At 72.4% G+C, this 24,883-nt stretch carries 20 protein-coding genes; 12 read left to right on the top strand and 8 right to left on the bottom strand.

Annotated features, from left to right (window positions below; all coding sequences use genetic code 11):
* Nucleotides 1-116: 116 nt before the first annotated feature.
* The gene (locus ACIP8W_RS05435) at nucleotides 117-2,498 is read left to right on the top strand and encodes a Tex family protein (protein WP_402202017.1); all 2,382 of its coding nucleotides are present in this window, start codon (nucleotides 117-119) and stop codon (nucleotides 2,496-2,498) included.
* 200 nt (nucleotides 2,499-2,698) lie between these two features.
* Here ACIP8W_RS05435 and ACIP8W_RS05430 read toward each other — a convergent pair whose 3' ends face one another.
* A complete protein-coding gene (locus ACIP8W_RS05430) occupies nucleotides 2,699-4,336 on the bottom strand; it encodes an ABC-F family ATP-binding cassette domain-containing protein (RefSeq protein WP_401953331.1) in 1,638 nt (545 codons plus the stop codon).
* A gap of 218 nt (nucleotides 4,337-4,554) precedes the next feature.
* Between ACIP8W_RS05430 and ACIP8W_RS05425 the strand changes: the two genes are divergently transcribed.
* Nucleotides 4,555-5,517 (top strand): FAD-dependent oxidoreductase, encoded by a 963-nt coding sequence (locus tag ACIP8W_RS05425; RefSeq protein ID WP_401953328.1) that lies wholly within the window; start codon nucleotides 4,555-4,557, stop codon nucleotides 5,515-5,517.
* 19 nt (nucleotides 5,518-5,536) lie between these two features.
* Here ACIP8W_RS05425 and ACIP8W_RS05420 read toward each other — a convergent pair whose 3' ends face one another.
* Complete coding sequence (locus tag ACIP8W_RS05420; protein WP_402202051.1) at nucleotides 5,537-6,835, bottom strand: M14 family metallocarboxypeptidase; 1,299 nt, start codon at nucleotides 6,833-6,835, stop codon at nucleotides 5,537-5,539.
* Nucleotides 6,835-8,826 (bottom strand): Xaa-Pro dipeptidyl-peptidase, encoded by a 1,992-nt coding sequence (locus tag ACIP8W_RS05415; protein ID WP_402152244.1) that lies wholly within the window; start codon nucleotides 8,824-8,826, stop codon nucleotides 6,835-6,837. The genes ACIP8W_RS05420 and ACIP8W_RS05415 overlap by 1 nt, the downstream gene beginning before the upstream one ends.
* A gap of 233 nt (nucleotides 8,827-9,059) precedes the next feature.
* Here ACIP8W_RS05415 and ACIP8W_RS05410 point away from each other — a divergent pair, with 233 nt between their 5' ends.
* The 5 genes from ACIP8W_RS05410 to ACIP8W_RS05390 are packed head-to-tail and all read left to right on the top strand — an operon-like array spanning nucleotide 9,060 to nucleotide 14,423.
* Nucleotides 9,060-10,448, top strand: coding sequence for an MFS transporter (locus tag ACIP8W_RS05410; protein ID WP_401953322.1), 1,389 nt, complete (start codon nucleotides 9,060-9,062; stop codon nucleotides 10,446-10,448).
* A gap of 59 nt (nucleotides 10,449-10,507) precedes the next feature.
* Nucleotides 10,508-10,972, top strand: coding sequence for a type II 3-dehydroquinate dehydratase (aroQ, locus tag ACIP8W_RS05405; RefSeq protein WP_402202014.1), 465 nt, complete (start codon nucleotides 10,508-10,510; stop codon nucleotides 10,970-10,972).
* Nucleotides 10,969-11,850 carry a shikimate dehydrogenase gene (locus ACIP8W_RS05400; protein ID WP_402202012.1) on the top strand — a complete coding sequence of 294 codons (882 nt, stop codon included), beginning with the start codon at nucleotides 10,969-10,971 and terminating at the stop codon, nucleotides 11,848-11,850. Before aroQ ends, ACIP8W_RS05400 begins: the two co-directional genes overlap by 4 nt.
* 40 nt (nucleotides 11,851-11,890) lie before the next feature.
* On the top strand, nucleotides 11,891-13,693 hold the full coding sequence (locus ACIP8W_RS05395) for a bifunctional sugar phosphate isomerase/epimerase/4-hydroxyphenylpyruvate dioxygenase family protein (RefSeq protein ID WP_402202049.1): 1,803 nt from the start codon (nucleotides 11,891-11,893) through the stop codon (nucleotides 13,691-13,693).
* A gap of 37 nt (nucleotides 13,694-13,730) precedes the next feature.
* Nucleotides 13,731-14,423 (top strand): TetR/AcrR family transcriptional regulator, encoded by a 693-nt coding sequence (locus ACIP8W_RS05390; protein WP_402202010.1) that lies wholly within the window; start codon nucleotides 13,731-13,733, stop codon nucleotides 14,421-14,423.
* A 57-nt stretch (nucleotides 14,424-14,480) separates the two neighbouring features.
* On the opposite strand, the gene ACIP8W_RS05385 is transcribed toward ACIP8W_RS05390, so the two are convergent.
* From ACIP8W_RS05385 to ACIP8W_RS05375, 3 genes are read right to left on the bottom strand one after another with little or no spacing between them, the layout of a single operon-like run.
* Nucleotides 14,481-16,694, bottom strand: coding sequence for a 3-hydroxyacyl-CoA dehydrogenase NAD-binding domain-containing protein (locus tag ACIP8W_RS05385; protein ID WP_401953312.1), 2,214 nt, complete (start codon nucleotides 16,692-16,694; stop codon nucleotides 14,481-14,483).
* A gap of 36 nt (nucleotides 16,695-16,730) precedes the next feature.
* A complete protein-coding gene (locus ACIP8W_RS05380; RefSeq protein ID WP_402202007.1) occupies nucleotides 16,731-17,945 on the bottom strand; it encodes an acetyl-CoA C-acetyltransferase in 1,215 nt (404 codons plus the stop codon).
* 36 nt (nucleotides 17,946-17,981) lie between these two features.
* A complete protein-coding gene (locus ACIP8W_RS05375; protein WP_401953307.1) occupies nucleotides 17,982-19,121 on the bottom strand; it encodes a CaiB/BaiF CoA transferase family protein in 1,140 nt (379 codons plus the stop codon).
* Between the two features lie 206 nt (nucleotides 19,122-19,327).
* On the opposite strand from ACIP8W_RS05375, the gene ACIP8W_RS05370 reads away from it, so the two are divergent.
* On the top strand, nucleotides 19,328-20,539 hold the full coding sequence (locus tag ACIP8W_RS05370; RefSeq protein WP_401953304.1) for a saccharopine dehydrogenase family protein: 1,212 nt from the start codon (nucleotides 19,328-19,330) through the stop codon (nucleotides 20,537-20,539).
* A gap of 39 nt (nucleotides 20,540-20,578) precedes the next feature.
* Here ACIP8W_RS05370 and ACIP8W_RS05365 read toward each other — a convergent pair whose 3' ends face one another.
* Nucleotides 20,579-20,734 carry a hypothetical protein gene (locus ACIP8W_RS05365; protein WP_401953301.1) on the bottom strand — a complete coding sequence of 52 codons (156 nt, stop codon included), beginning with the start codon at nucleotides 20,732-20,734 and terminating at the stop codon, nucleotides 20,579-20,581.
* A 127-nt stretch (nucleotides 20,735-20,861) separates the two neighbouring features.
* On the opposite strand from ACIP8W_RS05365, the gene ACIP8W_RS05360 reads away from it, so the two are divergent.
* On the top strand, nucleotides 20,862-21,227 hold the full coding sequence (locus tag ACIP8W_RS05360) for a cupin domain-containing protein (protein WP_401953298.1): 366 nt from the start codon (nucleotides 20,862-20,864) through the stop codon (nucleotides 21,225-21,227).
* Between the two features lie 10 nt (nucleotides 21,228-21,237).
* On the opposite strand, the gene ACIP8W_RS05355 is transcribed toward ACIP8W_RS05360, so the two are convergent.
* Nucleotides 21,238-21,918: an endonuclease V gene (locus ACIP8W_RS05355; RefSeq protein WP_401953295.1), complete on the bottom strand. Its 681-nt coding sequence runs from the start codon at nucleotides 21,916-21,918 to the stop codon at nucleotides 21,238-21,240.
* Nucleotides 21,919-21,980: 62 nt separating this feature from the next.
* Between ACIP8W_RS05355 and ACIP8W_RS05350 the strand changes: the two genes are divergently transcribed.
* The 3 genes from ACIP8W_RS05350 (at nucleotide 21,981) to ACIP8W_RS05340 (ending at nucleotide 24,878) form a co-directional block, all read left to right on the top strand.
* Nucleotides 21,981-22,286, top strand: a complete 306-nt coding sequence (locus ACIP8W_RS05350; RefSeq protein WP_402202004.1) for a YciI family protein — start codon at nucleotides 21,981-21,983, stop codon at nucleotides 22,284-22,286.
* A gap of 184 nt (nucleotides 22,287-22,470) precedes the next feature.
* The gene (locus ACIP8W_RS05345) at nucleotides 22,471-22,887 is read left to right on the top strand and encodes an SsgA family sporulation/cell division regulator (protein ID WP_401953291.1); all 417 of its coding nucleotides are present in this window, start codon (nucleotides 22,471-22,473) and stop codon (nucleotides 22,885-22,887) included.
* Nucleotides 22,888-23,222: 335 nt separating this feature from the next.
* The gene (locus ACIP8W_RS05340; RefSeq protein WP_401953288.1) at nucleotides 23,223-24,878 is read left to right on the top strand and encodes an ABC-F family ATP-binding cassette domain-containing protein; all 1,656 of its coding nucleotides are present in this window, start codon (nucleotides 23,223-23,225) and stop codon (nucleotides 24,876-24,878) included.
* The last annotated feature ends 5 nt before the right edge of the window (nucleotides 24,879-24,883 follow it).

Raw genomic sequence — 24,883 nt, 5'->3', positions numbered from 1 at the left:
CCTCGTCCGTCCCCGCCCGGCCCCTCACCCGGCGCGACGCCGCCGGTCGCGCCCGTCGTTGTCACTGCCACCTGCCACAATGCAGACGGCGAACGACGAAGCAGCGGAGCGTGATCGTGACGACATCCATCGAAGGCAGGATCGCCGAGGAACTCGGCGTACGCGAACGGCAGGTGAGGGCGGCCGTCGAGCTGCTCGACGGCGGGTCGACCGTGCCGTTCATCGCGCGCTACCGCAAGGAAGCGACCGAGATGCTCGACGACACGCAGCTGCGCACCCTGGAGGAGCGGCTGCGTTATCTGCGGGAGCTGGCGGAGCGGCGGACCGCGATCCTGGAATCCGTACGCGAGCAGGGCAAGCTGGACGACGCGCTGGAGGCGCGGATCCGGGCCGCCGACACCAAGGCGCGGCTGGAGGACATCTATCTGCCCTTCAAGCCCAAGCGGCGGACGAAGGCGCAGATCGCCCGCGAGGCGGGGCTCGCCCCGCTCGCCGAGGGGCTGCTGACCGACCCCTCGGTGGAGCCGCTCGCGGCCGCGGCGGCGTTCGTGGACGCGGACAAGGGCGTCGCGGACCCCGCGGCGGCGCTGGAGGGCGCGCGGTCCATCCTCACCGAACGGTTCTCCGAGGACGCCGACCTCATCGGCGAGCTGCGCGAGCGGATGTGGACCCGGGGACGGCTCGTGGCGAAGGTGAAGACCGGCAAGGAGGAGGCCGGGGCCAAGTTCGCCGACTACTTCGCCTTCGCCGAGGCATTCCCCCACCTGCCCTCGCACCGGGTCCTCGCCATGTTCCGGGGCGAGAAGGAGGACATCCTCGACCTGGTCATGGAGGCCGAGGAGCCGCCCGGGGAGCCGGGGCCGAGCGCGTACGAGAACATGGTCGCGCGGCGCTTCGGCGTCGCCGACCGGGGGCGTCCCGGAGACAAGTGGCTCGCGGACACGGTGCGCTGGGCGTGGCGGACCAGGATCCTGGTGCACCTCGGGATCGATCTGCGGCTGCGGCTGCGGACCGCCGCCGAGGACGAGGCCGTCCGCGTCTTCGCCTCGAACCTGCGGGACCTGCTGCTGGCCGCCCCCGCCGGGACCCGCGCGACCCTGGGGCTCGACCCCGGGTTCCGTACCGGGGTGAAGGTCGCCGTGGTCGACGCCACCGGCAAGGTCGTCGCCACCGACACGATCCATCCGCACGTCCCGGCGAACCGGTGGGACGAGTCGCTCGCCCGGCTGGCCCGGCTGGCGAAGGAGCACGCGGTCGACCTCATCGCCATCGGCAACGGCACGGCCTCCCGCGAGACCGACAAGCTCGCCGGTGAGCTGTGCGCGCAACACCCCGAGCTGAACCTCACCAAGGTGATGGTCTCCGAGGCGGGCGCCTCGGTCTACTCCGCCTCCGCGTTCGCCTCGCAGGAGCTGCCGGAGCTGGATGTGTCGATCCGGGGCGCCGTCTCCATCGCGCGCCGGCTCCAGGACCCGCTGGCGGAGCTGGTGAAGATCGACCCCAAGTCCATCGGCGTCGGCCAGTACCAGCACGACCTGTCCGAGGTGAAGCTCTCCCGCTCGCTCGACACCGTCGTCGAGGACTGTGTGAACGGCGTCGGTGTCGACGTCAACACCGCGTCCGCGCCGCTGCTCTCACGGGTGTCGGGGATCAGCGCGGGGCTCGCCGAGAACATCGTCGCCCACCGCGACGCCCACGGCCCCTTCCGCTCCCGGCGCGCGCTGAAGGACGTGGCCAGGCTGGGCCCGAAGGCGTACGAGCAGTGCGCGGGCTTCCTGCGCATCCGCGGCGGGGACGATCCGCTGGACGCCTCGTCCGTGCACCCCGAGGCGTATCCGGTGGTGCGGTCGATGGTGAAGAGCACCGGTGGCGAGGTCGCCTCGCTCATCGGCAACTCCTCCGTGCTGCGGTCGCTGCGGCCCACCGACTTCGTGAACGACTCCTTCGGTCTGCCGACGGTCACGGACATCCTGCGCGAGCTGGAGAAGCCCGGCCGGGACCCGCGTCCCGCGTTCAGGACCGCCACCTTCAAGGACGGCGTCGAGAAGCTCGGCGATCTGGTGTCCGGGATGGTGCTGGAGGGCGTGGTGACCAATGTCGCGGCCTTCGGCGCGTTCGTCGACATCGGGGTCCACCAGGACGGTCTGGTCCATGTCTCCGCCATGTCCCGGAACTTCGTCAAGGACCCGCGCGAGGTCGTGAAGCCGGGCGACGTGGTCAAGGTGAAGGTCATGGACGTCGACATCCCCCGCAAGCGCGTCTCCCTGACGCTGCGGCTGGACGACGAGGCGACGGCGAAGCCCGAGCGCTCCGGCGGCGGGACCGGGGGCGGCGACCGGCCGCCCCAGCAGCGCCAGGGCGGCCGGGGCGGCGGTGGAGGCGGTGCCAAGCGCCAGCCGTCGGCGCCGCCCCCGGCGAACAGCGCGATGGCCGACGCGCTGCGGCGCGCCGGGCTGACCGACCCGAAGCGGGGCGACGGCAAGCGCCGCCGGCCGTAGGGGCGGTCCGGGGGTGCGGTGGGCCTGTCCGACACCTCCCTCCCCCGGCCTTCGGCCGGGAGGTGCCCCCAGGCCCGCGACGTCTGGCACGCACTCCCCCGGACGCCGTCCGGGGGCACCCCCACCGCCGTGCGATCGCACGCACCAGACGCCGCGAGCCCCGCTCCAAGGGGCGGACCGCGCTACGGGTCGGACAGCCTTTAGTGCTCCGTCACGCGGCCCGCCGCCATCTCGAAGCGGCGGGTCGTGTGGACCGCGTCCAGCATGCGGCGGTCGTGGGTGACCAGCAGCAGAGTGCCGTCGTACGAGTCGAGGGCCGACTCCAGCTGTTCGATGGCGGGAAGGTCGAGGTGGTTGGTCGGCTCGTCCAGGACCAGCAGGTTGACGCCCCGGCCCTGGAGGAGCGCGAGGGCCGCGCGGGTCCGTTCGCCCGGGGAGAGCGTGGTCGCGGGGCGTCGCAGATGGTCCGCCTTCAGGCCGAACTTGGCGAGGAGGGTGCGGATGTCGGCCGGTTCGGTGTCGGGTACGGCCGGGCGGAAGGCGTCCAGCAGTGTCTCGGGCCCGTGGAAGAGGGCGCGGGCCTGGTCGACCTCGCCCACGACGACGCCCGAGCCGAGGGACGCGTGGCCCGCGTCCAGCGGGAGGCGGCCGAGGAGAGCGGCCAGCAGGGTGGACTTGCCCGCTCCGTTGGCGCCGGTGACGGCGACCCGGTCCGCCCGGTCGAGCTGGAGCGTGACGGGCCCGAAGCGGAAGTCGCCGCGCGTCACCTCGGCGTCGCGGAGCACCGCCACGACGGCCCCCGAGCGGTCCGCGGAGGCGATCTCCATCCGGAGTTCCCACTCCTTGCGGGGCTCCTCGACCACATCGAGGCGCTCGATCATCCGCTGGGTCTGGCGGGCCTTGGCGGCCTGCTTCTCGGTGGATTCCGTACGGAGGTTACGGCCGATCTTGTCGTTGTCGGTGGCCTTGCGCCGGGCGTTCTTGACGCCCTTCTCCATCCAGGAGCGCTGGGTGTGCGCCCGCGCCTCCAGGGAGGACTTCTTGTCGGCGTACTCCTCGAACTGCTCACGGGCGTGGCGCCGGGCGGTCTCGCGCTCGTCGAGGTATGCCTCGTAGCCGCCGCCGAAGAGGGTGATCTTCTGCTGGGCCAGGTCGAGTTCGAGGATCTTGGTCACGGTCCGGACGAGGAACTCGCGGTCGTGGCTGACGACGACGGTGCCGGCGCGCAGACCGGTGACGAAGCGCTCCAGCCGTTCGAGGCCGTCGAGGTCGAGGTCGTTGGTGGGTTCGTCGAGCAGGAACACGTCGTAGCGCGAGAGCAGCAGGGAGGCGAGCCCGGCGCGGGCCGCCTGGCCGCCGGAGAGCGTGGTCATGGGCTGGTCGAGGCCGACGGTCAGACCGAGCGAGGCGGCGGTCTCCTCGGCCCGTTCGTCGAGGTCGGCGCCGCCGAGGGCGAGCCAGCGCTCCAGCCCGAGGGCGTAGGCGTCGTCCGCGCCGGGCGCGCCGTCCACCAGCGCCTGGGTGGCCTCGTCCAGCGCGCTCTGCGCGGCGGCGACCCCGGTGCGGCGGCCGAGGAAGCCGCGTACGGTCTCGCCGGGGCGCCGCTCCGGCTCCTGGGGCAGATGGCCCACGGAGGCGGTGGGCGGGGAGAGCCGCAGCGCCCCGCTCTCCGGGGTGTCGAGTCCGGCGAGCAGCCGGAGCAGGGTGGACTTTCCCGCACCGTTGGCGCCCACGAGACCGATCACATCACCGGGCGCCACGACCAGGTCGAGTCCCGAGAAGAGTGAGCGGTCGCCGTGGCCCGCGGCGAGATCCTTGGCTACGAGCGTGGCAGTCATCAGACCGTCGATCCTAGAGCCTGTCCGGCGCAGCGCCGTCCGCCCCCCGGGGGCGGGATTCTCGGCGCCTGGCGCGCCGGTGGACCGGGGGCGCCTCCCGGACCGCGGACCGGGGGAGGATTTGTCGGGCATGCCCCGCGCGCGGGTCGTCGGCGGATTCCTTCCGGTCCGGTGCTCATGAAATGGGCCCGGCTCCCGGAGTCCGCTACGGTCCGGGCATGAGCGGCAGGAAGAGCGATGTGATAGTGGTCGGCGGCGGCGTCATCGGGCTCACCACGGCGGTGGTCCTCGCGGAGAGCGGCCTCGATGTCGCGCTGTGGACACGGGATCCGGTCGGGCGGACCACCTCCGCGGTGGCGGCAGCGTTGTTCTGGCCGTATCGCATCGAACCGGCGCCGCGGGTCGACAGCTGGCTGGAGGACTCGCTGCGCCACTACGAACTGCTCGCGCGGGACCCGAACGCGACCGGGGTGCGGATCGTCGCGGGGCTGATGACCGACACGCCGCTCGACGGTCTGGGCAGGTGGACGACGAAGGTACGCGGGCTGCGCGAGGCCCACACGGCCGAGCTGCCGCCCGGTTTCGGCCAGGGACTGCGGGCGGCCGTCCCGCTGATCGACATGCCTGTGTACCTGCGGTACCTCAAGGAGCGGCTGCGGGCGGCGGGCGCGGTGGTGGAACGGCGTACGGTGACGGGCTTCGCCGAGCCGGCCCGCGACGCCGGGGTGGTGGTCGACTGCACCGGGCTCGGCGCCCGGGAGCTGGTGCCGGACGCGTCGGTGTATCCGGTGCGCGGACAGCTGGTGGTCGTGGAGAACCCGGGGGTCGACGAGTGGTTCGTGGGGACCGTGCCCGGCACCACCGAGACGACGTACGTGCTTCCCCAGCCGTACGGTGTGCTGCTCGGCGGGACCGCGACCGAGCACTCCTGGGCGCTGGGCCCGGACGCGGCCGAGGCGGACGCGATCGTCGCGCGCTGCTCCAGGATCCGGCCCGCGCTGGCCCGCGCGCGGATCCTGGAGCACCGGGTGGGGCTGCGGCCCGCCCGCCCCGTGGTGCGGCTGGAGGCCGTACGGCTGCCGGGCGGCGGGCGGCTGGTGCACAACTACGGGCACGGTGGTGCGGGTGTCACCGTGGCCTGGGGGTGTGCGGAGGAGGCCGCCCGGCTGGTGACGGTGTGAGTGTGCCGGGCGGCCGGGGTCAGCAGCCGGCCGGGGTGCCCGCCGTCAGGTGGTACTCCGCCCGTCCGTCGAGGAGCAGCGCGGCCAGCGCGCGCAGGGGCTGCCGCAGGGGGACGAACGCGCCCGTGCCCCGGGGGACGGACAGCACGCCGTGCAGGGCGAGTTCGTCCTTGACGTCGGCGTACTGGGCGGCGTCGAGCCGATAGCCGCAGGGCGGGTTCCGGACGATCTGGGCGGGGGTGGCGGGTTCGTTGTCGGCGCCGCCGAGATAGACCGGGCCCCGATCCTTCCACCCGGCCTGCCGGGCGGTGGCGGTGGCGGCCGCGATCCGGGCCGCGCGCTCGGCACTGAAGGCGAACAGGCCGTCCAGTGCGTCGAGTTGGCTGGTCACCCGGCGCCGGTTGTTGAGCGCGGGGTCGGCCTTCTCGGCGTCGGTCAGCGGGTTGACCCGGCTCTCGATGAGCAGCCCGAGGGAGTGTTTGACGCCCGACACGTTGCGCAGGATGCGTTCCTGGCCGTCCCCCGCGGTCTGCCGGATGGGATCGCCGGTCACCGGATCGGTCCAGATGCCGTACGTACCGGTGGAGTGGCCCGCGTCGTGGGCGGCGGGGCGTACGTACCGCTCGGACAGGGTCTGCGACTCGTCGTGCACCCGGGGGGCGGTGTTGAGGTTGCGCGGCCAGAGGTCGAAGAGGTCCTTGTCGTAGTACGGCGAGGTGGCGCCGTACTCGTGCAGGTCGTAGACGATGTCCGGCCGCCGGTCGCGGATGACGGCGGCCAGGGCACGGCCCTCGGCGGTCTTCAGCGCGATGTGGTCGCGGTTGATGTCGACGCCGTCGGCGTTCCCCCGGGTGTCGGCGGCGCGGCCGTCCGGGTTGGCGGTGGGCACGACGAGGACGTTCGTACGGGACAGGAAGCGCTTCGTGGCGGTGTCCCCGGCATAGGCGAGATCGCGGACCGTGGACAGGCACGCCTCGCGTCCCGACGGTTCGTCGCCGTGCTGGCTGCACACCAGCAGGACGGTGACGGGCGCGCGCCGGGCGCCCAGCTCCACGAGCTGGAGCGGGCGGCCCTGCCGGGTGGTCCCGATGGCGGTGAGGGTCGCGCGGCCGCTGCCCCGGGTGACGGCGGAGAGGAACTCCTGCTCCTCGGGCTGCCCGGTCCACTCCGTACTACCGTTGGTCTCGAAGGCCGTACGCGGCGCGGTGGGCCCGGTGATGGCGTGGGCGGGGGCGGGGGCCGTGGCCGGCGGCAGGGCGAGCGCCACGGCGGTCACCGCCAGGGCGAGGGGGCGAAAACGCGGTCCGTAGCGGGACATCATCGGTTGTGGTCTCCCGGGATCGGAGGGGTGAGGCGTGGCACGGCCACACCGCTGGGACGGGGCTCTCGGGGCGCGCTGTACGTCGGGGCGGGGCCGGCCGTGGCGCGGTCGAAGGCTCCGGCGCCGCCGACGAGGGGCAGGGTCGCGGTCGTCCCGGCCAGATCGAGGGTGAGCGCGGGGGTGGTGGACGGCGGGTCGACGAGGCCCCGGTCCGTACCGCCGATGATCAGGGCGAGCCGGTGGCCCGCCGGGACGACATGGTCGCTCGCGGCGAGGTCGATGGTGAGGGTGTACGGCGTGCCGGGGACCAGCGGGCGGCCCCTGTCCGGGTCCGCGTGGGTTCCGAGGTCGGCCCAGCCCCGGCTGAGGACCGTGTGGTCCACCTCGGTGGTGTCGGCCGCGGTCTCCCGGTAGCAGGAGCTGTCGACGGCGGTGCCCGGTCCCCAGCAGGTGCGGTCGTCGAGGGTGGTGATGCCCTCGCCGGCCGCGCCGTAGTCGCGGATGGTGTCGGGGCCCAGGTCGACCAGGACGGCGGAGAGATGGGCGGTGGCGGTGGAGGAGGCGGCGGTGACGGTCACCTTCGGGGAACCGGCCAGCCGCAGCGCGCGGCCGAGCGGGCGGGTGATGAACCCGGCCTGGGCGGCGGTGGGGCTGTCGACGGCGGCGGCCCAGTCCTCCTCGTTCAGCCGGGGGTCGTCGGTGAAGGTCTCGGTGGCACCGGCGGGCGCGCGGGTACGGCCGAGCGTGCCGACGCCGGGGGCGGTGCCGTTCGCGGGGCGCAGCGCGACCGGCGCGGTGGCGCGCGGCGGCCAGCTGCGGTCGGTGGACCACTGGTCGGGGGCGCGTTCGATGTCGGCCATGGGCGCGCGGTCGATGCCGTTGTCGTAGCCGAGGAGGTAGTGGTCGAACCAACGGTGGAGGGTGGTGACCCAGGTGGCGCGGCGGAAGTCGAAGGGGTCGACATGGCCGGTCGTGGAGAGCCAGATCTTGCGCTCGACGCCCGCGTCGGCGAGGGCGTCCCACCACTGGCCGAGGTGTTTGGCGCGGACGTTGAGGTCCTGCGTGCCGTGGACGGCGAAGACGCTGGCCCTGACCTTGCGGGCGTCGCGTACGTAGTCGCGGCCGGTCCACAGCGGGGTCGTGTCGCCCGAGCGGGGCGCCCCGTCGATCAGACTCCGCTGGACGGCTCCGCAGCGGGTGCGGGCGGCGGGGCTCTCGACGTAGTTCGACAGCCAGTCGGGGCCCGAGCCGTAGAGCGGGGCGCCCTGCTGGAAGTAATAGTCGTACCAGGAGCTGATCGCGGCGATGGGGACGATCGTTTTGAGCCCCCGGACACCGGTGGCGGCGACGCCGTTGGCGATCGTACCGTCGTAGCTCTTGCCTATCATCCCGGTGGCGCCGGTGGTCCAGCCCGCCCGTACGCGGTCGGTGCCGGTGCGGCTGGAGTACGCGGGGGCGCGGCCGCCCAGCCAGTCGATGACGGCCTTGGCGGACTGGATGTCGGAGCGTCCGCCGACGTCGACGCAGCCGTCGGAGCGGTTGGTGCCCGCGAGGTCGACGGCGACGAAGGCGTAGCCGCGCGGGACGAAGTAGTTGTCGTAGTACAGCGGGAAGCCGGCCGGGGCGCCGTTCTCGTCGTAGGTCTTGCGCTGGCTCTCGTTGCCCCGTCCGCAACAGGAGTAGTACGGACTGGCGTCCATGATGACGGGGATCTTCCGGCCCCGGAGCGCCGGCTCGTGGGGCCTGATGATGTCGACGGCGACGCGGTCGGTGCGGCCGTCCGCGTCGGTGTCGAGTCCGGTGTCCACCCAGACGGATTCGCGGACGGCGTCCTCGTACGAGTAGACGGGCCGGCTCTCCCTGCCCACCCCGGTGGCCGGGGCGGCGGCAGCTCCCGCCGGGGTGAGCAACGCCCCCAGCAGAGCGGCGGCCGCCGCCGCGGCCCACGTCCTGCGCGACCAGCGGGTTCCCCGCGTACCGATCTCCATGGGGCCGAAGCTACCCAGGTCAACTCCTGTTCAAAAGAGGGCGATCCCCGGCGCGTACCGCTGATTTCGGCCGCGCGGCGAAAAAGTTTCGCCGAGATGTCTTGACAGTTACCCACGCCCGTCCCAGGATCCTCCACAGCGCAATTAACTACCTAGTGCGTTAATTAGTGGCCGAGCCAGCCGCCCCCCTCGCCTTTCCCTACTCTCTTGCTGTCCCCCGCAGAGGAGCCCGCGTGTCCGCTCACTCGCCCGATGCCTCGCAGCCCGCGCACTCCCCCGAGGTTCCCGAGGGCAAGCCCCGCAAGGCGGCGTTCGCCGCCTGGATCGGCAGCGCCCTGGAGTACTACGACTTCTTCATCTACGGCAGCGCCGCGGCCCTGATCTTCCCCAAGGTCTTCTTCGACCCGGACGATCCCGCGACCGCGACCCTGATCTCGCTGGCCACCTTCGGTGTGGCGTACGCGGCCCGGCCCATCGGCGCACTCGTCCTCGGGCACATCGGGGACCGGCTCGGCCGACGGCGGATCATGGTCTTCACCCTGATGCTGATGGGCATCTCGACCTTCCTCATCGGTTGTCTGCCCACCTACGAGCAGATCGGGGCCGCCGCGCCCGCCCTGCTGGTCCTGATGCGCCTGCTCCAGGGGCTCTCCGCCGCGGGGGAACAGGCCAGCGCCAACTCCATGACGCTGGAACACGCACCGGAACACCGACGCGGGTTCTACACCAGCTTCACACTGAACGGGACCCAGGCGGGCCAGATCCTCGCCACCCTGGTCTTCATCCCGGTCGCCGCGCTCCCCGACGAGCAGCTCTACAGCTGGGGCTGGCGGATCCCCTTCCTGCTCAGTGTGGTGGTCGCGGTGGTCGGCCACTTCATCCGGCGCAACCTGGAGGAGACCCCCGTATTCCAGCAGGAGGCGGCGAAGAACGAGTCCGCCGAGCTGCCCCTGGTCCATCTGCTGCGCAACTACTGGGTCGATGTGCTGCGCGTCGTCGCCGCGTCCACCATCGCCACCGCCAGCACCATCTTCACCGTCTGGGCGCTGTCGTACGCCACCAGCGACGCCATCGGCATGAACCGGTCGGCCATGCTGTGGCTCGGGGTCGCCGCCAACGCCGTGGCGCTGTTCGCCATCCCGCTGTGGGCGAAGCTCTCGGACCGGATCGGCCGCAAACCGGTGTTCCTCATCGGCTCGCTGGGCTCCGCCGTGATGGTCTTCGTCTATCTGTGGGCCATCTCCACCGGCTCCTACCCGCTGGTGTTCCTCACCGGAGTCGCGTTCTTCGGTGTGGTCTACAGCGCGGCCAACGGAATCTGGCCCTCCCTGTACGGCGAGATGTTCAGCACCAGGGTCCGGCTCTCGGGCATGGCCATCGGCACCCAGATCGGCTTCGCCGTCGCCGGGTTCTCGGTGGGCTTCGCGGCGGAGATCGCGGGCCCCGGCGGGGACAACTGGCTCGGCGTCGCGACCTTCACCGCGGCCTTCTGCGCCCTGAGTTCGCTCGCGGTGCTGCTCGGCCGCGAGACCCACAAGGTGCCCACCGCCGGACTCGGCGTGAAGCACGGCGGGAGGACGAGCGCGGACCGCGCGAACACACCCGCGAAGATACCGGCCTGAGCGGCCGCGACCCGGCCCCCGGAACCCTCCCCACACACCGACACACTGGGATGATCACGATGGCGAACCCGGACACCCCCGCCCGCTCCGTACTCGTACTCAACGGGCCCAATCTCAACCTGCTGGGCATACGGGAGCCCGAGGTGTACGGCAAGGACACACTCGCCGACATCGAGGCGCTGTGCCACACCACCGCCGCCGCGCACGGACTGCGCGCCGACTTCCGGCAGAGCAACCACGAGGGTGTCCTCATCGACGCCGTGCAGGAAGCCCGCATCACGCACCGCGGCATCCTGATCAACCCCGCCGGCTACAGCCATACCTCGGTCGCGCTGCGCGACGCGCTCGCCGCGTCGGAGCTGCCGATCGTCGAGGTGCATCTGTCCAACATCCACCGCAGGGAACCCTTCCGGCACTTCTCCTACGTGTCGGCCGTGGCCGACACCGTGATCTGCGGAGCCGGGGCGCACGGCTACGCCCTCGGGCTCGCGCAGCTCGCCCTGCTGACGGAGGCGGTCCGATGAGCGTCGCCTCCTCCTCGTACCTCACCGGTCTGATCGGCGCGGGCATCGGCCCGTCGCTCTCCCCCGCGCTGCACGAGCGGGAGGCCGACCGGCACGGTCTGCGGCTGATCTACCGGACCCTCGACATCAACGCGCTGGGCATCACGCCCGAGGGCGTCGGCGACCTGGTGCGGGCCGCGCGCACGCTCGGCTTCGACGGGCTCAACATCACCCACCCCTGCAAGCAGTTGGTGATCGAGCACCTGGACGAGCTGTCGCCGGGGGCCGAGGCGCTCGGCGCCGTCAACACGGTCGTCTTCCGGGGCGGCCGGTCCATCGGTCACAACACCGATGTCACCGGCTTCGCCCAGTCCTTCACGCGCGGTCTGCCCGGGGTCCCCACCGGCAAGGTCGTCCAGCTCGGCGCGGGCGGCGCGGGCGCCGCCGTGGCACACGCGCTGCTCGACCTGGGTACGGACGAACTCATCCTGGCCGATATCGACCGGGACCGCGCGAGCGCCCTCGCCCAGTCGCTGAACAAGCACTTCGGGCCCGGCCGGGCCCGCGCCGCCACCCCCTCCGAGCTGACCGCCCGGATCGCGGCCGCCGACGGTCTCGTCCACGCCACCCCCACCGGCATGGCCGACCACCCGGGGCTGCCCCTGCCCGCCGGGCTGCTCCGCCCTGATCTGTGGGTGGCCGAAGTCGTCTACCGGCCCCTCGACACCGAACTGGTGCGGCTGGCCCGCGCGACCGGCTGCCCCACCCTGGACGGCGGCGCCATGGCCGTCTTCCAGGCGGCCGACGCCTTCCGGCTCTTCACCGGCCTCGAACCGCACCCGGAGCGGATGCTCGAAGACCTCGCCGATCTCGTCGGCGCCCCCATCCCGCAACCGTAGAACCGCTCCCGTGAGGAACCACCCCGTGCGGAACACCCCCCTGCGCAAGTCCATCGCCACGGTGTCGCTGAGCGGCTCCCTCTCCGAGAAACTCACCGCCGTCGCGGCCGCCGGGTTCGACGGGGTGGAGATCTTCGAGAACGACCTGATCGCGGGCCCGCTCAGCCCCGAAGAGGTCCGGGCCCGCGCCGCCGACCTGGGGCTGAGCATCGACCTCTACCAGCCGTTCCGGGACGCGGAGGCGGTGCCCGAGGAGGTCTTCGCCCACACCCTGCGGCGCGCCGAGCGGAAGTTCGCCGTGATGGAACGGCTCGGCGCCGACCTCCTGCTGGTCTGCTCCAGCGTCTCGCCCGACGCCGTCGACGACGACGCGCTCGCCGCCGAGCAGCTGCACCGGCTCGCCGAGCGCGCCGCCGGACACGGCGTCCGCATCGCGTACGAGGCACTCGCCTGGGGACGCCATGTGGATACGTACGACCATGCCTGGCGCATCGTCGAGGCGGCGGACCACCCGGCGCTCGGCACCTGTCTGGACAGCTTCCACATCCTGTCGCGCGGCTCCGACCCCCGGGGCATCGAGTCCATTCCCGGCGAGAAGATCTTCTTCCTCCAGCTCGCGGACGCCCCCCGGATAGCGCTGGACGTGCTCCAGTGGAGCCGCCACTACCGCTGTTTCCCCGGCCAGGGCGACTTCGACGTCGCGAGCCTGGTGGGTCACGCCGTACGCGCCGGTTATACGGGGCCGCTGTCCCTGGAGGTGTTCAACGACGTCTTCCGGCAGGGCGACGCGGGACGTACGGCGGTGGACGCGATGCGCTCGCTCCGCTGGCTGGAGGAGTCGGCCGGGCTCACCGAGCCGCCCGCGCCCGTGGTGCCGGCCTCCTTCGCCTTCGCCGAGCTGGTCACCGCCGATACCGAGCCACTGCGGGTGCTGTTGCAGTCCCTCGGCTTCAGCCGGACGGGACGGCACGCCACCAAGCCGGTGGACCTGTGGCAGCAGGGTGAGGCGCGGGTGCTGCTCAGCAGCGCGGGCGCGGGGCGGCGGGACGGAGCGACGCTCGCCGCCCTCGGGCTGGAGACCCCGGACCAGAAGGGCGCCGTACTGCGGGCCGAATCACTGCTGGCGCCGGTCGTGCCGCGCCGCCGCGCGCCCGGGGACGCGCCGCTGGACGCGGTGGCCGCGCCGGACGGCACGGAACTCTTCTTCTGCTGTACGGAACCGGAGTCCGGCACCGGCTGGACCGCCGACTTCGCCCCCGGGCCCGCCGAGGCCCGGGAGCCCGCGGGCATCACCCGGATCGACCATGTCGCCCTGCCCCAGCCCTGGCACCAGTTCGACGAGGCGTCCCTCTTCTACCGCAGCGTGCTCGGCCTCGACCCGCACGAGAGCCTCGATCTGCCGGACCCCTTCGGGCTGTTGCGCAGCCGCGCCGTCTCCAACCCGGAGGGCACCCTGCGCATCGCCCTGAACGTCGCCCCGGGCCCCGGCGAGCGGGACGAGCGCCCGCAGCACATCGCGCTGGCCACCGACGACATCATCGCCACCGCGCGCCGGGTGCGGGAGCACGGAGCCGGGCTGCTGCCCATCCCCGACAACTACTACGACGACCTCGAAGCCCGCTACGACCTGGCCCCGGACACCCTGGCCGCCCTGCGCGAGTCGGGCATCCTCTACGACCGCGACGAGTACGGGGAGTTCCACCACTGCTACACCGTCACCGTGGGGCGCGTCTTCTTCGAACTCGTCCAGCGGACCGGCGGCTACCGGGGCTACGGGGCGCAGAACGCCCTCGTACGGCTGGCCGCCCAGCACACCGCGGAGCGCGGCAGACCGTCTCGTTAGACTGACGCCCACCGTGCACACCGCCGCGAGGAGCCCCATGGGAGCCGCCGTCCCCCCGTCCACCCGGCCCGTCACCCGGACCCGGGACGCGGCGCGGACCCGGGAGGAGATCCTCGCCGTCGCCACGTCCGAGTTCGCCCGGCTCGGCTACGCGGGAGCGCGAGTGGACGAGATCGCCGCGCGGACCCGCACCACCAAGCGGATGATCTACTACTACTTCGGCAGCAAGGAGCAGCTCTTCACCACGGTCCTCGAACGGTCGTACGGGGTGATCCGCGCCGCCGAGCAGGAGATCGAGGTCGAGCATCTGGACCCGGTCTCCGCGATCCGGCGGCTGGCCGAGGTCACCTTCGATCACCACGAGGCGCACCCGGACTTCATCCGGCTGGTCTCCATCGAGAACATCCACGAGGCCGAGCACATCGCGGACTCGACCCGGCTCGGGTCGCTCAACTCCCCCGCCATCGCGATGATCGGGCGGATCCTGGACGCGGGCCGGGACCAGGGTGTGTTCACCGCCGAGGTGGACGCCATCGACCTGCATCTGATGATCAGCTCGTTCTGCTTCTTCCGGGTCTCCAACCGGCATACGTTCCACAGCCTGTTCGGCCGCGATCTCACCGCCCCGGACCGCAGGGAGCACTACCGCGCGCTGCTGGGCGACATGGTCATCGCGTACCTCACGGCGGCGGAGAGCCAGGAGAGTCCGGAGAGCCAGGAGAAAAGCTGACGGCCGGTGGCTGACGGCGCGAGCGCGCCGTCAGCCGCTTCGGCAACCGCCGCCTCCTCAGCCGTCGGTGAACGTCCCGCCCTCCGCCGCCTTCGCGACCAGCAGCGCGGGCGGCTCGAACCGCTCGCCGTACAGCTCGGCCAACTCCCTGGCACGGGCGGTGAATCCGGGCAGGCCGCCCGCGTACCCGTTGATGTACTGGAGCACACCGCCCGTCCAGGCCGGGAAGCCGATGCCCAGCAGGGAGCCGATGTTGGCGTCGGCGACCGAGGTCAGGACGTTCTCCTCCAGACAGCGCACGGAGTCCAGCGCCTCGGCGAAGAGCATCCGCTCCCGCATGTCGGCGAAGGGGACATCGGTGGTGTCGGTGCCGAAGTGCTCGCGCAGCCCCGGCCACAGCCGGGTGCGGGCGCCGTTCCCGTCGTACTCGTAGAAACCGGCGCCGCCGGCCCGTCCCGTACGGCCGAACTCGTCGACCATCCGGTCGATGACCCAGTCCGCGGGGTGTCCGGTCCAGACGCCGCCCGCCTCCTCCACCGAGCGCTTCGTCTCCTCGCGGATCCGGCGCGGGAGGGTGAGCGTCAGCTCGTCCATCAAGGAGAGCACCTTGGCGGGGTAGCCGGCCTGGGCGGCGGCCTGTTCGACCGAGGCGGGCTCGATGCCCTCGCCGATCATCGCGACGCCCTCGTTGAGGAAGCGCCCGATGACCCGTGAGGTGAAGAAGCCGCGCGAGTCGTTGACGACGATCGGGGTCTTGCCGATCCGGCGCACCAGGTCGAAGGCGCGGGCGAGCGCCCCGTCGCCGGTCCGGCCGCCCCTGACGATCTCGACGAGCGGCATCCGGTCGACCGGGGAGAAGAAGTGCAGACCGACGAAGTCCGCGGGCCGGGAGACCCCTTCGGCGAGGACGGTGATGGGCAGGGTGGAGGTGTTGGAGCAGAGCAGCGCGTCGGGTTCGACGAGGTCCTGGATCTCCTGGAACACCTTGTGCTTGAGCGCGGTGTCCTCGAAGACCGCCTCGATGACGATGTCGCACCCGGCGAGCTGGGCCGGGTCTGCGGTGGGGGTGATCCGGGCGAGCAGCGCGTCCCGCTCCGCCCCGGTCGTACGGCCCCGGGCGAGCGCCTTGTCGAGCAGCTCGGCGGAGTACGCCTTGCCCTTCTCCGCCGCTTCCCTGGACACGTCCTTGAGGACGACGTCGAGTCCGGCGCGGGCGCAGGAGTACGCGATGCCCGCGCCCATCATCCCGGCGCCGAGGACGGCGACCCTGCGGGCCTCGCGCCGGGGGATGTCCCGGGGCCGGGAGGCGCCGGAGTTGACGGCCTGGAGGTCGAAGAAGAACGCCTGCGTCATGTTCTTGGCGGTCTGTCCGGTGACCAGTCCGGTGAAGTAGCGGGACTCGATGGTCTGCGCGGTGGCGAAGTCGACCTGGGAGCCCTCGACAGCCGCCGCGAGGATGGCGCGCGGCGCGGGGAAGGGCGCGCCCGCCGTCTGCTTCACCAAGGTGGCGGGGAAGGCGGGCAGTCGGGCGGCGAGGCGGGGACTCGCGGGGGTGCCGCCGGGGATCCGGTAGCCCTCGGTGTCCCACGGCTGCCGCGACTCGGGGTGGGCGTCGATGAAGGCGCGGGCGCTGGCGAGCATCGCGTCGGGGGTGGCGGCGACCTCATGGACCAGGCCGTTCTCCAGGGCGCGCGCCGGGGTGTACCGGGTGCCCTGGAGGAGCACCTTGAGCAGCGCGTCGGCGATGCCCAGCAGCCGTACGGTACGGGTGACCCCGCCGCTCGCGGGCAGCAGTCCGAGCGTGACCTCGGGCAGCCCGATCCGGGATCCCGGCGCGTCGAGGGCGACGCGGTGGTGGCAGGCGAGGGCGATCTCGTAACCGCCGCCGAGGGCCGCTCCGTTGATCGCGGCGACGACGGGTCTACCGAGGGTCTCGATCCGGCGCAGGGCGTGTTTGACGGCCATGCCACCGTCGAAGATCCGCTGGGCGTCGGCCGGGGTGAAGCCGATCATGTCCTTGAGGTCGCCGCCCGCGAAGAAGGTCTTCTTGGCGGAGGTGACGATGATGCCCCGGATACCGTCCTTCTCGGCCTCGGCGCGCGCCGCGACCGCCTCGATGGAGTCCCTGAAGGCCCGGTTCATCGTATTGGCGGACTGGTTCGGGTCGTCCAGGATCAGGGTGACGACACCGGTCCCGTCCTGTTCCCAGCGGATGGCCGGGGACTCCGGGGAGTCCGGAGTGGCGGAAGCCGGGGTGGTGGACTCACTCATGCTGCTGCTCCGTATCGGGGAGGTCCGTGGCGGGGGTCAGACGCGTTCGACGACGGTGGCGACGCCCATGCCGCCGCCGACGCAGAGGGTGACCAGGCCGTACCGCTTGTCCTGTCGTTCCAGCTCGTCGATGACCGTGCCCAGCAGCATCGCGCCGGTGGCGCCGAGGGGGTGGCCGAGCGCGATGGCGCCGCCGTTGACATTGACCTTGTCCAGGGAGAGGTCCATGTCGTCGGCGAAGCGCAGCACGACCGCCGCGAACGCCTCGTTCATCTCGACCAGGTCGATGTCGTCGATGGTCAGTCCGGCCTTGGCGAGCGCCTTGCGGCTGGCGGGGGCCGGGCCGGTCAGCATGATCGTCGGCTCGGAGCCGGAGACGGCGGCGGAGACGATCCGGGCGCGCGGGGTCAGTCCGTAGCGCTCGCCGATCTCCCGGGAGCCGATGGCCACGAGGGCGGCGCCGTCCACGATGCCCGAGGAGTTGCCCGCGTGGTGGACATGGTCGATGGCCTCGACCCAGTGGTACTTCCGGAGCGCTACGGCATCGAAGCCGCCCAGTTCCCCGAGGGTGGCGAAGGACGGCTTCAGCGCGGCGAGCGAGTCGGCGGTGGTGCCGGGGCGCGGGTGCTCGTCGTGGTCGAGGACGGTCAGACCGTTGCGGTCGCGTACGGGAACGACGGAGCGGCCGAAGCGGCCGTCCTTCCACGCGGCGGCGGCCCGTTCCTGGGAGAGCGCGGCGAACTCGTCGACATCGCGCCGACTGTAGCCGCCGAGGGTCGCGATCAGGTCCGCGCCGATGCCCTGGGGCGCGAAGCCGGTGGCGAAGGCGGTCATCGGGTCCATGGCCCAGGCCCCGCCGTCCGAGCCCATCGGCACCCGGGACATCGACTCCACGCCGCCCGCCAGGACCAGCTCCTCCCAGCCAGAACGGACCTTGGCCGCGGCCAGGTTGACGGCTTCGAGCCCGGAGGCACAGAAGCGGTTCTCCTGTACGCCGGCCACCGAGTCGGGCAGTCCTGCGGCGATGGCCGCGATCCGGGCGATGTCCGCGCCCTGGTCGCCGATCGGGCTGACGACCCCGAGCACGATGTCGTCGATGGCCGCCGGGTCCAGCCCGGGGAACCGGGCGAGCGTCTCGTGGATCAGGCCGACGACCAGGTCGATCGGCTTGGTGCCGTGCAGGGCCCCGGTGGCCTTGCCACGGCCGCGCGGGGTGCGGATCGCGTCGTACACGAACGCTTCGGTGGTCACGAGGATGCCTTTCGGGATGCGGTACGGAAAAGCGGGTCAGCCGGTGGGCTCGGAGGCCCCGTCCCGTACGGGCAGCCCCCAGTCGCGGGCGACTTCCGCGGCGTCCGCGCCCGGCCGCGCGGGCGGCCTGCGTACGGAAGCGGGGGTGGCGGAGAAGCGGGGCGCGGGGGCGGGCTGGGTCAGGCCCGCGTGGTCGGTGAAGGTGGACCGGGCGGCGAGATGCGGGTGCGCTGGCGCCTCGCGCAGCGACAGCACGGGCGCCACACAGGCGTCGGAGCCCTCGAAGACCGCCGTCCACTCGGCGCGGGTCCGCTCCTTGAACCGGGCCGCGACGGCGTCCCGCAGCTCGTCCCAGCGCGCGAAGTCCTTGCGGGCGGGCAGCTCCCCGGCGATCCCCAGCAGCTCCACGAACTCGTTGTAGAACCGCTGTTCCAGCGCGCCGACCGCCATGTACTGGCCGTCGGAGGTCTCGTACGAGCCGTAGAAGGGGCTGCCGCCGTCGAGCAGATTGCTCCCGCGCCGGTCCTGCCAGCCGCCGGCCGCCATCATGGCGTGGATCATGGTGGTGAGATGGGCGGTGCCGTCGACGATCGCCGCGTCCACGACCTGCCCGGCGCCGTCCGGGGTACGGGCGTGCTGGAGCGCCGCGAGGACCCCGATGACCAGATAGAGGGCGCCGCCCGCGTAGTCGCCGAGGAGGTTGGCCGGGAGCGCGGGCGCCTCCTCCGCGGCGCCGATCATGGAGAGCGCGCCGGTGACGGCGATGTAGCCGATGTCGTGCCCGGCCCGCTCGGCGAGCGGCCCGTCCTGGCCCCAGCCGGTCATCCGCCCGTACACCAGCCGGGGGTTGCGCTCCAGGCACTCCTTCGGGCCGAGCCCGAGGCGCTCGGTGACGCCGGGGCGGTATCCCTCGACGAGGATGTCGGCGCGCTCGACGAGATCGAGGACGCGGGCGACGCCCTCCTCGGTCTTGAGGTCGATCAGCACGGAGCGCTTGTTGCGGTTGGTGAGGTCGTACGCCGGGTCGATCCCGAGCCCGGCGCCGCCCGGCCGGTCGACCCGTACGACATCGGCGCCCAGGTCGGCGAGGGTCATCGCGGCGAACGGGCCGGGGCCGATACCGGCCAGCTCGACCACACGCACACCGCTCAGCGGACCGTTCCCTGTCACTGTCATCTGACCCCCGGCACGATGTCGGCACCACTGAGGTGACAGCGGTGATGCGGAGAACGCGTTCCGCCCGGCACAACCCTTCCCACCGCCGCGCCGAGCAAGCGCTCAGTCCTGTCGAGCCTACGCCGTACGGCGGGGTGCGCGGCGCCCCGGGGCTCGCGCGCGTTAGCCTCGGCGCGCGAGACCGGGTGACAACGGCGGAGGGGTCCATGACCAGGAACAGCGATACTGAACGCCCGTACGACATCGTGCTCTTCGGGGCGACAGGCTTCGCCGGAGCGCTCGTCGCGGAGTATCTGGCGGCCCATGCCCCGGAGGACTGCCGCTGGGCCGTCGCGGGCCGCGATCACGAGCGGCTGGAGCTGCTGCGGGAGCGGCTCACCGCGATCGACCCGCGCTGCGCCGTGCTGCCCGTGCTCCACGCGGACGCGGGGGACCCCGACTCGCTGCGGGCGCTCGCGCGCTCGGCGCGGGTGATCGCGTCCACCGTCGGACCGTACCTCTGGTACGGCGAAGGGCTGGTCGCGGCCTGCGCGGAGGCGGGGACGGACTACGCCGATCTGTGTGGTGAGGCCGAGTTCATGGACCGGATGTATCTCCGGCACGATGTCCGCGCCCGGGAGACGGGCGCCCGGCTGGTGCACGCCTGCGGCTTCGACTCCGTCCCCGCCGATCTCGGCGTCCATCTCACCGTCCGGCAGCTCCCCGAGGACGTACCGCTGCGGGTGGACGGCTTCGTCCGCACCAGCGCCCTCGCCTCCGCCGGGACGGTCGCCTCCGCCCTGACCGCCGCGAGCCGGGGACGGCAGCTGACCCGGGCCGCGCGCGAGCGCCGGCTGTACGAGCCGAGGGCGATCGGCCGCCGGACACGGGCGCCCTTCGGCGCGCCGCACTTCAGCCGGGAGACCGGCACCTGGGCGCTGCCCCTGCCCGCGCCGGACCCGCGGATCGTGGCGCGCTCGGCGGCGGCGCTGCCGCGCTACGGCCCCGACTTCCGCTACCGGCACTTCGCCTCCGTCAGGACCCTGCCGGTCGCCCTGGCCGCCCCCGCCGCCGCGGGAGCCGGGCTGGCGCTGGCGCAGCTCCCGGCGGCCAGGCGCTGGCTGTTCGGACGGTACGAGTCGGGCTCGGGGCCCAGCGCCGAGCGCCGGCGGGCGAGCTGGTTCTCGGTGCGCCTGGTCGGCACGGGCGGCGGGCGCCGGGTGTTCACGGAGGTCTCGGGCGGCGATCCCGGCTACGACGAGTCGGCACGGATGCTGGCCGAGTCGGCGCTCTGTCTCGCCTTCGACCCGGGGTTGCCGGAGGTCGCGGGCCAGGTCACCACCGCGGTCGCGATGGGTGACGCCCTGCTGGTGCGGTTGCGGGCGGCGGGGACATCCTTCCGGATCGCCGATACCCGCGAGGTCCCGGCGTCCGTGTAGAACGCGTCCGCGCGGAACGCGGGGAAGGGTCCGTGGGGGCTACGGACCGGTCGGCCGGTCGGCGATGGTGATGACCATCGAGCCGAGCCGGATCACCCCGACGACGGTGGCCGACAGCAGGACGACGGACATCCGGCGGAGCCGGGAGCGGAGCGGGAGGGGGCCGGTGCCGGACAGGGCGCGATTGCTTGTCATGAGCACAGCTTGCCGGTCGGGCACCGGCCCGGATATCCGTACACCCGTTCATCACGGCGTACGCTGAAGGAAGAACTCGGGGTACGCGTACGCTCCCGCCCGGAGGCGGTTGATCATGACTCGGCTCATGCACAAACTCGTGTGCGAGAACTTCGACTCCCCGGATGAGACCCGCCCGTTCGAGGCCGGCAAAGGCCGGGTCGACATCATCGAAACCGACGACGGCCCGGTGGGCCGGGCGGTCTTCGAACCGGGCTGGCGCTGGTCCCAGCATGTCAAACCCCTTGCCGGGACCGACAGTTGCCAGGCCGCCCACGCCGGCTATGTGATCAGCGGCCGGATGAAGATCGTCATGGACGACGGCGAGTCCAGCGAGGCGGGGCCCGGCGACTTCATCGGCGTCGCGCCCGGACATGACGCCTGGGTGATCGGCGACGCACCCTGTGTCGTCGTCGACTGGGCCGGTTTCGGGAACTACGCCACCCGCTCCTGAACACTCCCGGTCACCGGGTCGCCTCGCGCAGCGCCCGGCGGCAGAGCGAATCCGCCCGCCGGGTGGACTCGGGGAGCCGGTAGTCGGGGGCCAGCCGCAGTGTGTGGCCGCAGGCCGTCTCCAGATCGACGCGGTGGCCGACCGAGACGAACACCGGCTTGACCCCGGGCCGGGTGCGCAGCGCGCGGCCGACCTCCTCGCCATCGTCGGCGAGCAGCGGCGAGAAGTCACCCCGCAGCGGGCCCGGTTGCTCGTACGAGAAGGTGAACGGGTTCTTCGCGACGCCGATCACCGGTAGCCCGGTCAGCACCCCCAGATGCGCGGCGAGCCCGAAGCGGCGCGGATGCGCCAGCCCGTAGCCGTCGCAGACGACCAGCCCCGGGTCCGAGGTGAGGGACGCGAGGGCGGCCAGGACCGTCGGGATCTCCCGGAAGGCCAGCAGCCCGGGGATGTACGGGAAGGTGACCCGGCCGACGGCGGTGGCCTCCTCGACCACCGCGAGGGTGGCCGCGTCGAGCACGACGGCGGCGGCGGCCACGACATCCCGCTCGTCGTCGTACGCCACGTCCACCCCGGTGACCCGTCCCGTACCGGGGAGCGGTCCGGGTTCGTCGCGTACGACCCGGCCGCGCAGCTCGTCCTGGACGGCGCGGGCCGCCGCCTCGTCCACGGGCGTTTCGATCTCTTTCATGATGACCGCGATGTCTTTCATAGTGACCGCGATGTTAGGGCTCCAGGGCTACGCTGGCGATCATGTTCGTACTGGAATTGACCTACACCGAGCCCCTTGAGCGCGTCGACGCCCTGCTGGACGCGCATCTCACCTGGATGCGTGCGGGCTACGACTCCGGCGTCTTCCTCGCCTCCGGCCGCAAGAACCCGCGCGACGGCGGGGTGATCCTGGCGGTCGGGGAGGACCGGGAGGCGGTCGAGCGGCTGGTGGCGGCCGATCCGTTCGTGACCGGCGGGGTCTGCGCGTACCGGATCACCGAGTTCGTCGCGACGACGACCGCGCCCGAGCTGGCACCGTACCGCCAGATGCTGCCCGGCCCGGCGTAGGAACCCGTCGGCTCCGAGGGTCCCGGAGTGCGGGATTCCGCCGTACGGTGACGCAGCTCACTCCCGGTTTGGCGCACGTATTGGGTCCGTCCACCGTCTTTCCCTGTAGGAGAGCGGACAGCGGACCGGTCCGTCCCCGGTCCGGGCGACGCCTCGACCACGCGCGACAGAAGGGGAGCAGGACATGTCACCCGTCATCGAACAGGCCGTCCAGGCCCGACTGGTCTCGTCCACACCCCGGATGGAGACCGTTCCCGCGACGCTCTTCTACGACCGGGCGGATCCGTTCGCCGTACGGATGGCCTTCCCGCCCCCGGCGACGCTGGAGGGCACCGAGGTGACCTGGGAGTTCTCCCGCGAGCTGCTGGCCACCGGGATGACGGAGCCGGTCGGGGTCGGCGATGTGCGGGTCCGCCCCTTCGGTTACGGGCGTACGGTCCTGGAGTTCCACGCCCCCGAGGGCACCGCGATGGTGCATCTGCGCACCTCGGAGCTGCGGCAGTTCCTGGAGCGCGCCCAGGGGCTCGTCCCGGACGGCCGGGAGCATCTCTATCTGGACCTGGACCACGATCTGGCGGAGCTGCTGCGCGACGCCTGCTGAACCGCCGGGCCCGCGCGCCCGCCGTAAAACACGTGACGCCCACTGTCGACACACGTGGCGCCCTCGTGAAAACACATGGCGCCCGCCGCGCCGCCTCCGTACGATGGACTCCGTCCTGTTGTCGTTGATCGGAGAAGGACGTTGCGCTTCTGAGGTCCTGAGACACCGCGTCGTACAGCCCTGGTTTCCTCCCGGCTGTCCGTCCGTGTGTGACCTCGGCCGTTCAGCGCCGTCCTCCCGCCGACCGGGACCCTCCCCTTCGGGATCCCTTCCGTACCGCGGTGTCTCCATCCGTTGCCCTGCCCCCGTGTTCCTCGCAGCGACCGGAGATCCGTATGTCCGCCTCCCCCGCCCACATCACCTGTACCGCGCTGTCCTTCGCCTGGCCCGACGGGACAGCCGTGTTCGACGACTTCCAACTTGCCTTCGGGCCGGGCCGAACAGGCCTGATCGGTCTCAACGGATCCGGCAAATCAACCCTGTTGAAGCTGATCGCCGGTGAACTCGCCCCATCCGGCGGGAAGATCGGAACCATCGGCGAGATCGGATATCTCCCCCAGAGCGTGGTACTGGACACCGCGCCACGGGTGGACGAGGCCCTCGGCATCGACCGGACCAGGGCCGCCCTGCACGCCATCGAGGCGGGCGATCCGGACGAGCGGCACTTCACCGCCGTCGGCGACGACTGGGACGTCGAGGAACGGGCCCGCGCCGCCCTCGATCAGCTCGGGCTCGGCCGGCTCGACCTCGACCGGAGCGTCGGGGAGATGTCGGGCGGCGAGTGCGTACTGCTGCGGCTGGCGGCGCTGCTGCTGGCCCGGCCCGACGTACTCCTGCTGGACGAACCCACGAACAACCTCGATCTGCGCGCGCGGCGGCGGCTCTGCGCGGCGGTCGACTCCTGGTCCGGGGTGCTGGTCGTGGCCAGCCACGACCGCGAGCTGCTGGAGCGGGTCGACCGGATCGCGGAGCTGCGGGAGGGCGAGGTGCGGTGGTACGGCGGCACCTACTCGGCGTACGAGGAGGCGCTCGCCCAGGAGCAGGAGGCGGCCGAGCGGCTGGTGCGGGCCGCGGAGGCCGACGTGCAGCGGCAGAAGCGCGAACTGTCCGATGCCCAGGTCGTGTTGGCCCGGCGCAAGCGGTACGGGCAGAAGATGTGGGACAGCAAGCGCGAGCCCAAGATCGTCATGAACGCCCGCAAGCGGGCCGCCCAGGAGTCCGCGGGCAAACACCGCATCCTGCACACCGAGAAGCTCGCCGAGGCGAAGGAGCGGCTGGACGAGGCGGTGGAGGCCGTACGGGATGACGACGAGGTGCGGATCGACCTGCCGCACACCAGGGTCCACCCGGGCCGCTCCGTGCTCACCCTGCGCGAGGTGCGGCTGCGGTACGGCGCCGAGGTCCGGGGCGAGTACGCGATCCACGGCCCCGAGCGGATCGCGCTCGTGGGGCCCAACGGCGGGGGCAAGACCACCCTGCTGCGCACGCTCGCCGGGGAGCTGGCGCCGGTCTCGGGCGAGGCGGTGACCCACGTACCCACGCGTTTCCTGCCGCAGCGGCTCGATGTGCTGGACGACGAGCTGAGCGTGGCGCGCAATGTGGCGCGCTTCGCGCCCGCCGCCACCGACAACGTGATCAGGGCGCGGCTGGCGCGTTTCCTCTTCCGGGGCGCGCGGGCCGACCAGCCCGCCGGGACACTGTCGGGCGGGGAGCGGCTGCGGGCCTCGCTGGCCGCGCTGCTGCTCGCCGAGCCGGCGCCGCGGCTGCTGATGCTGGACGAGCCGACGAACAGCCTGGACCTGGCGAGCGTGCGCCGGCTCGCGGCCGCGCTGGAGTCGTACGAGGGCGCGCTGATCGTGGTCGGCCACGACCTGCCGTTCCTGGCGTCGCTCGGCATCACCCGCTGGCTGCTGCTCGACGGGGAACTGCGCGACACCACCGAGGAGGAGGTACGTCATGATGGGCGCGGCCGGACCCGCCCGGCCCCCTGAGCCGA

This window comes from Streptomyces sp. NPDC088554, from assembly GCF_044752945.1.
Lineage (GTDB): Bacteria > Actinomycetota > Actinomycetes > Streptomycetales > Streptomycetaceae > Streptomyces.
This window is presented reverse-complemented; position numbering and strand designations above follow the sequence as displayed.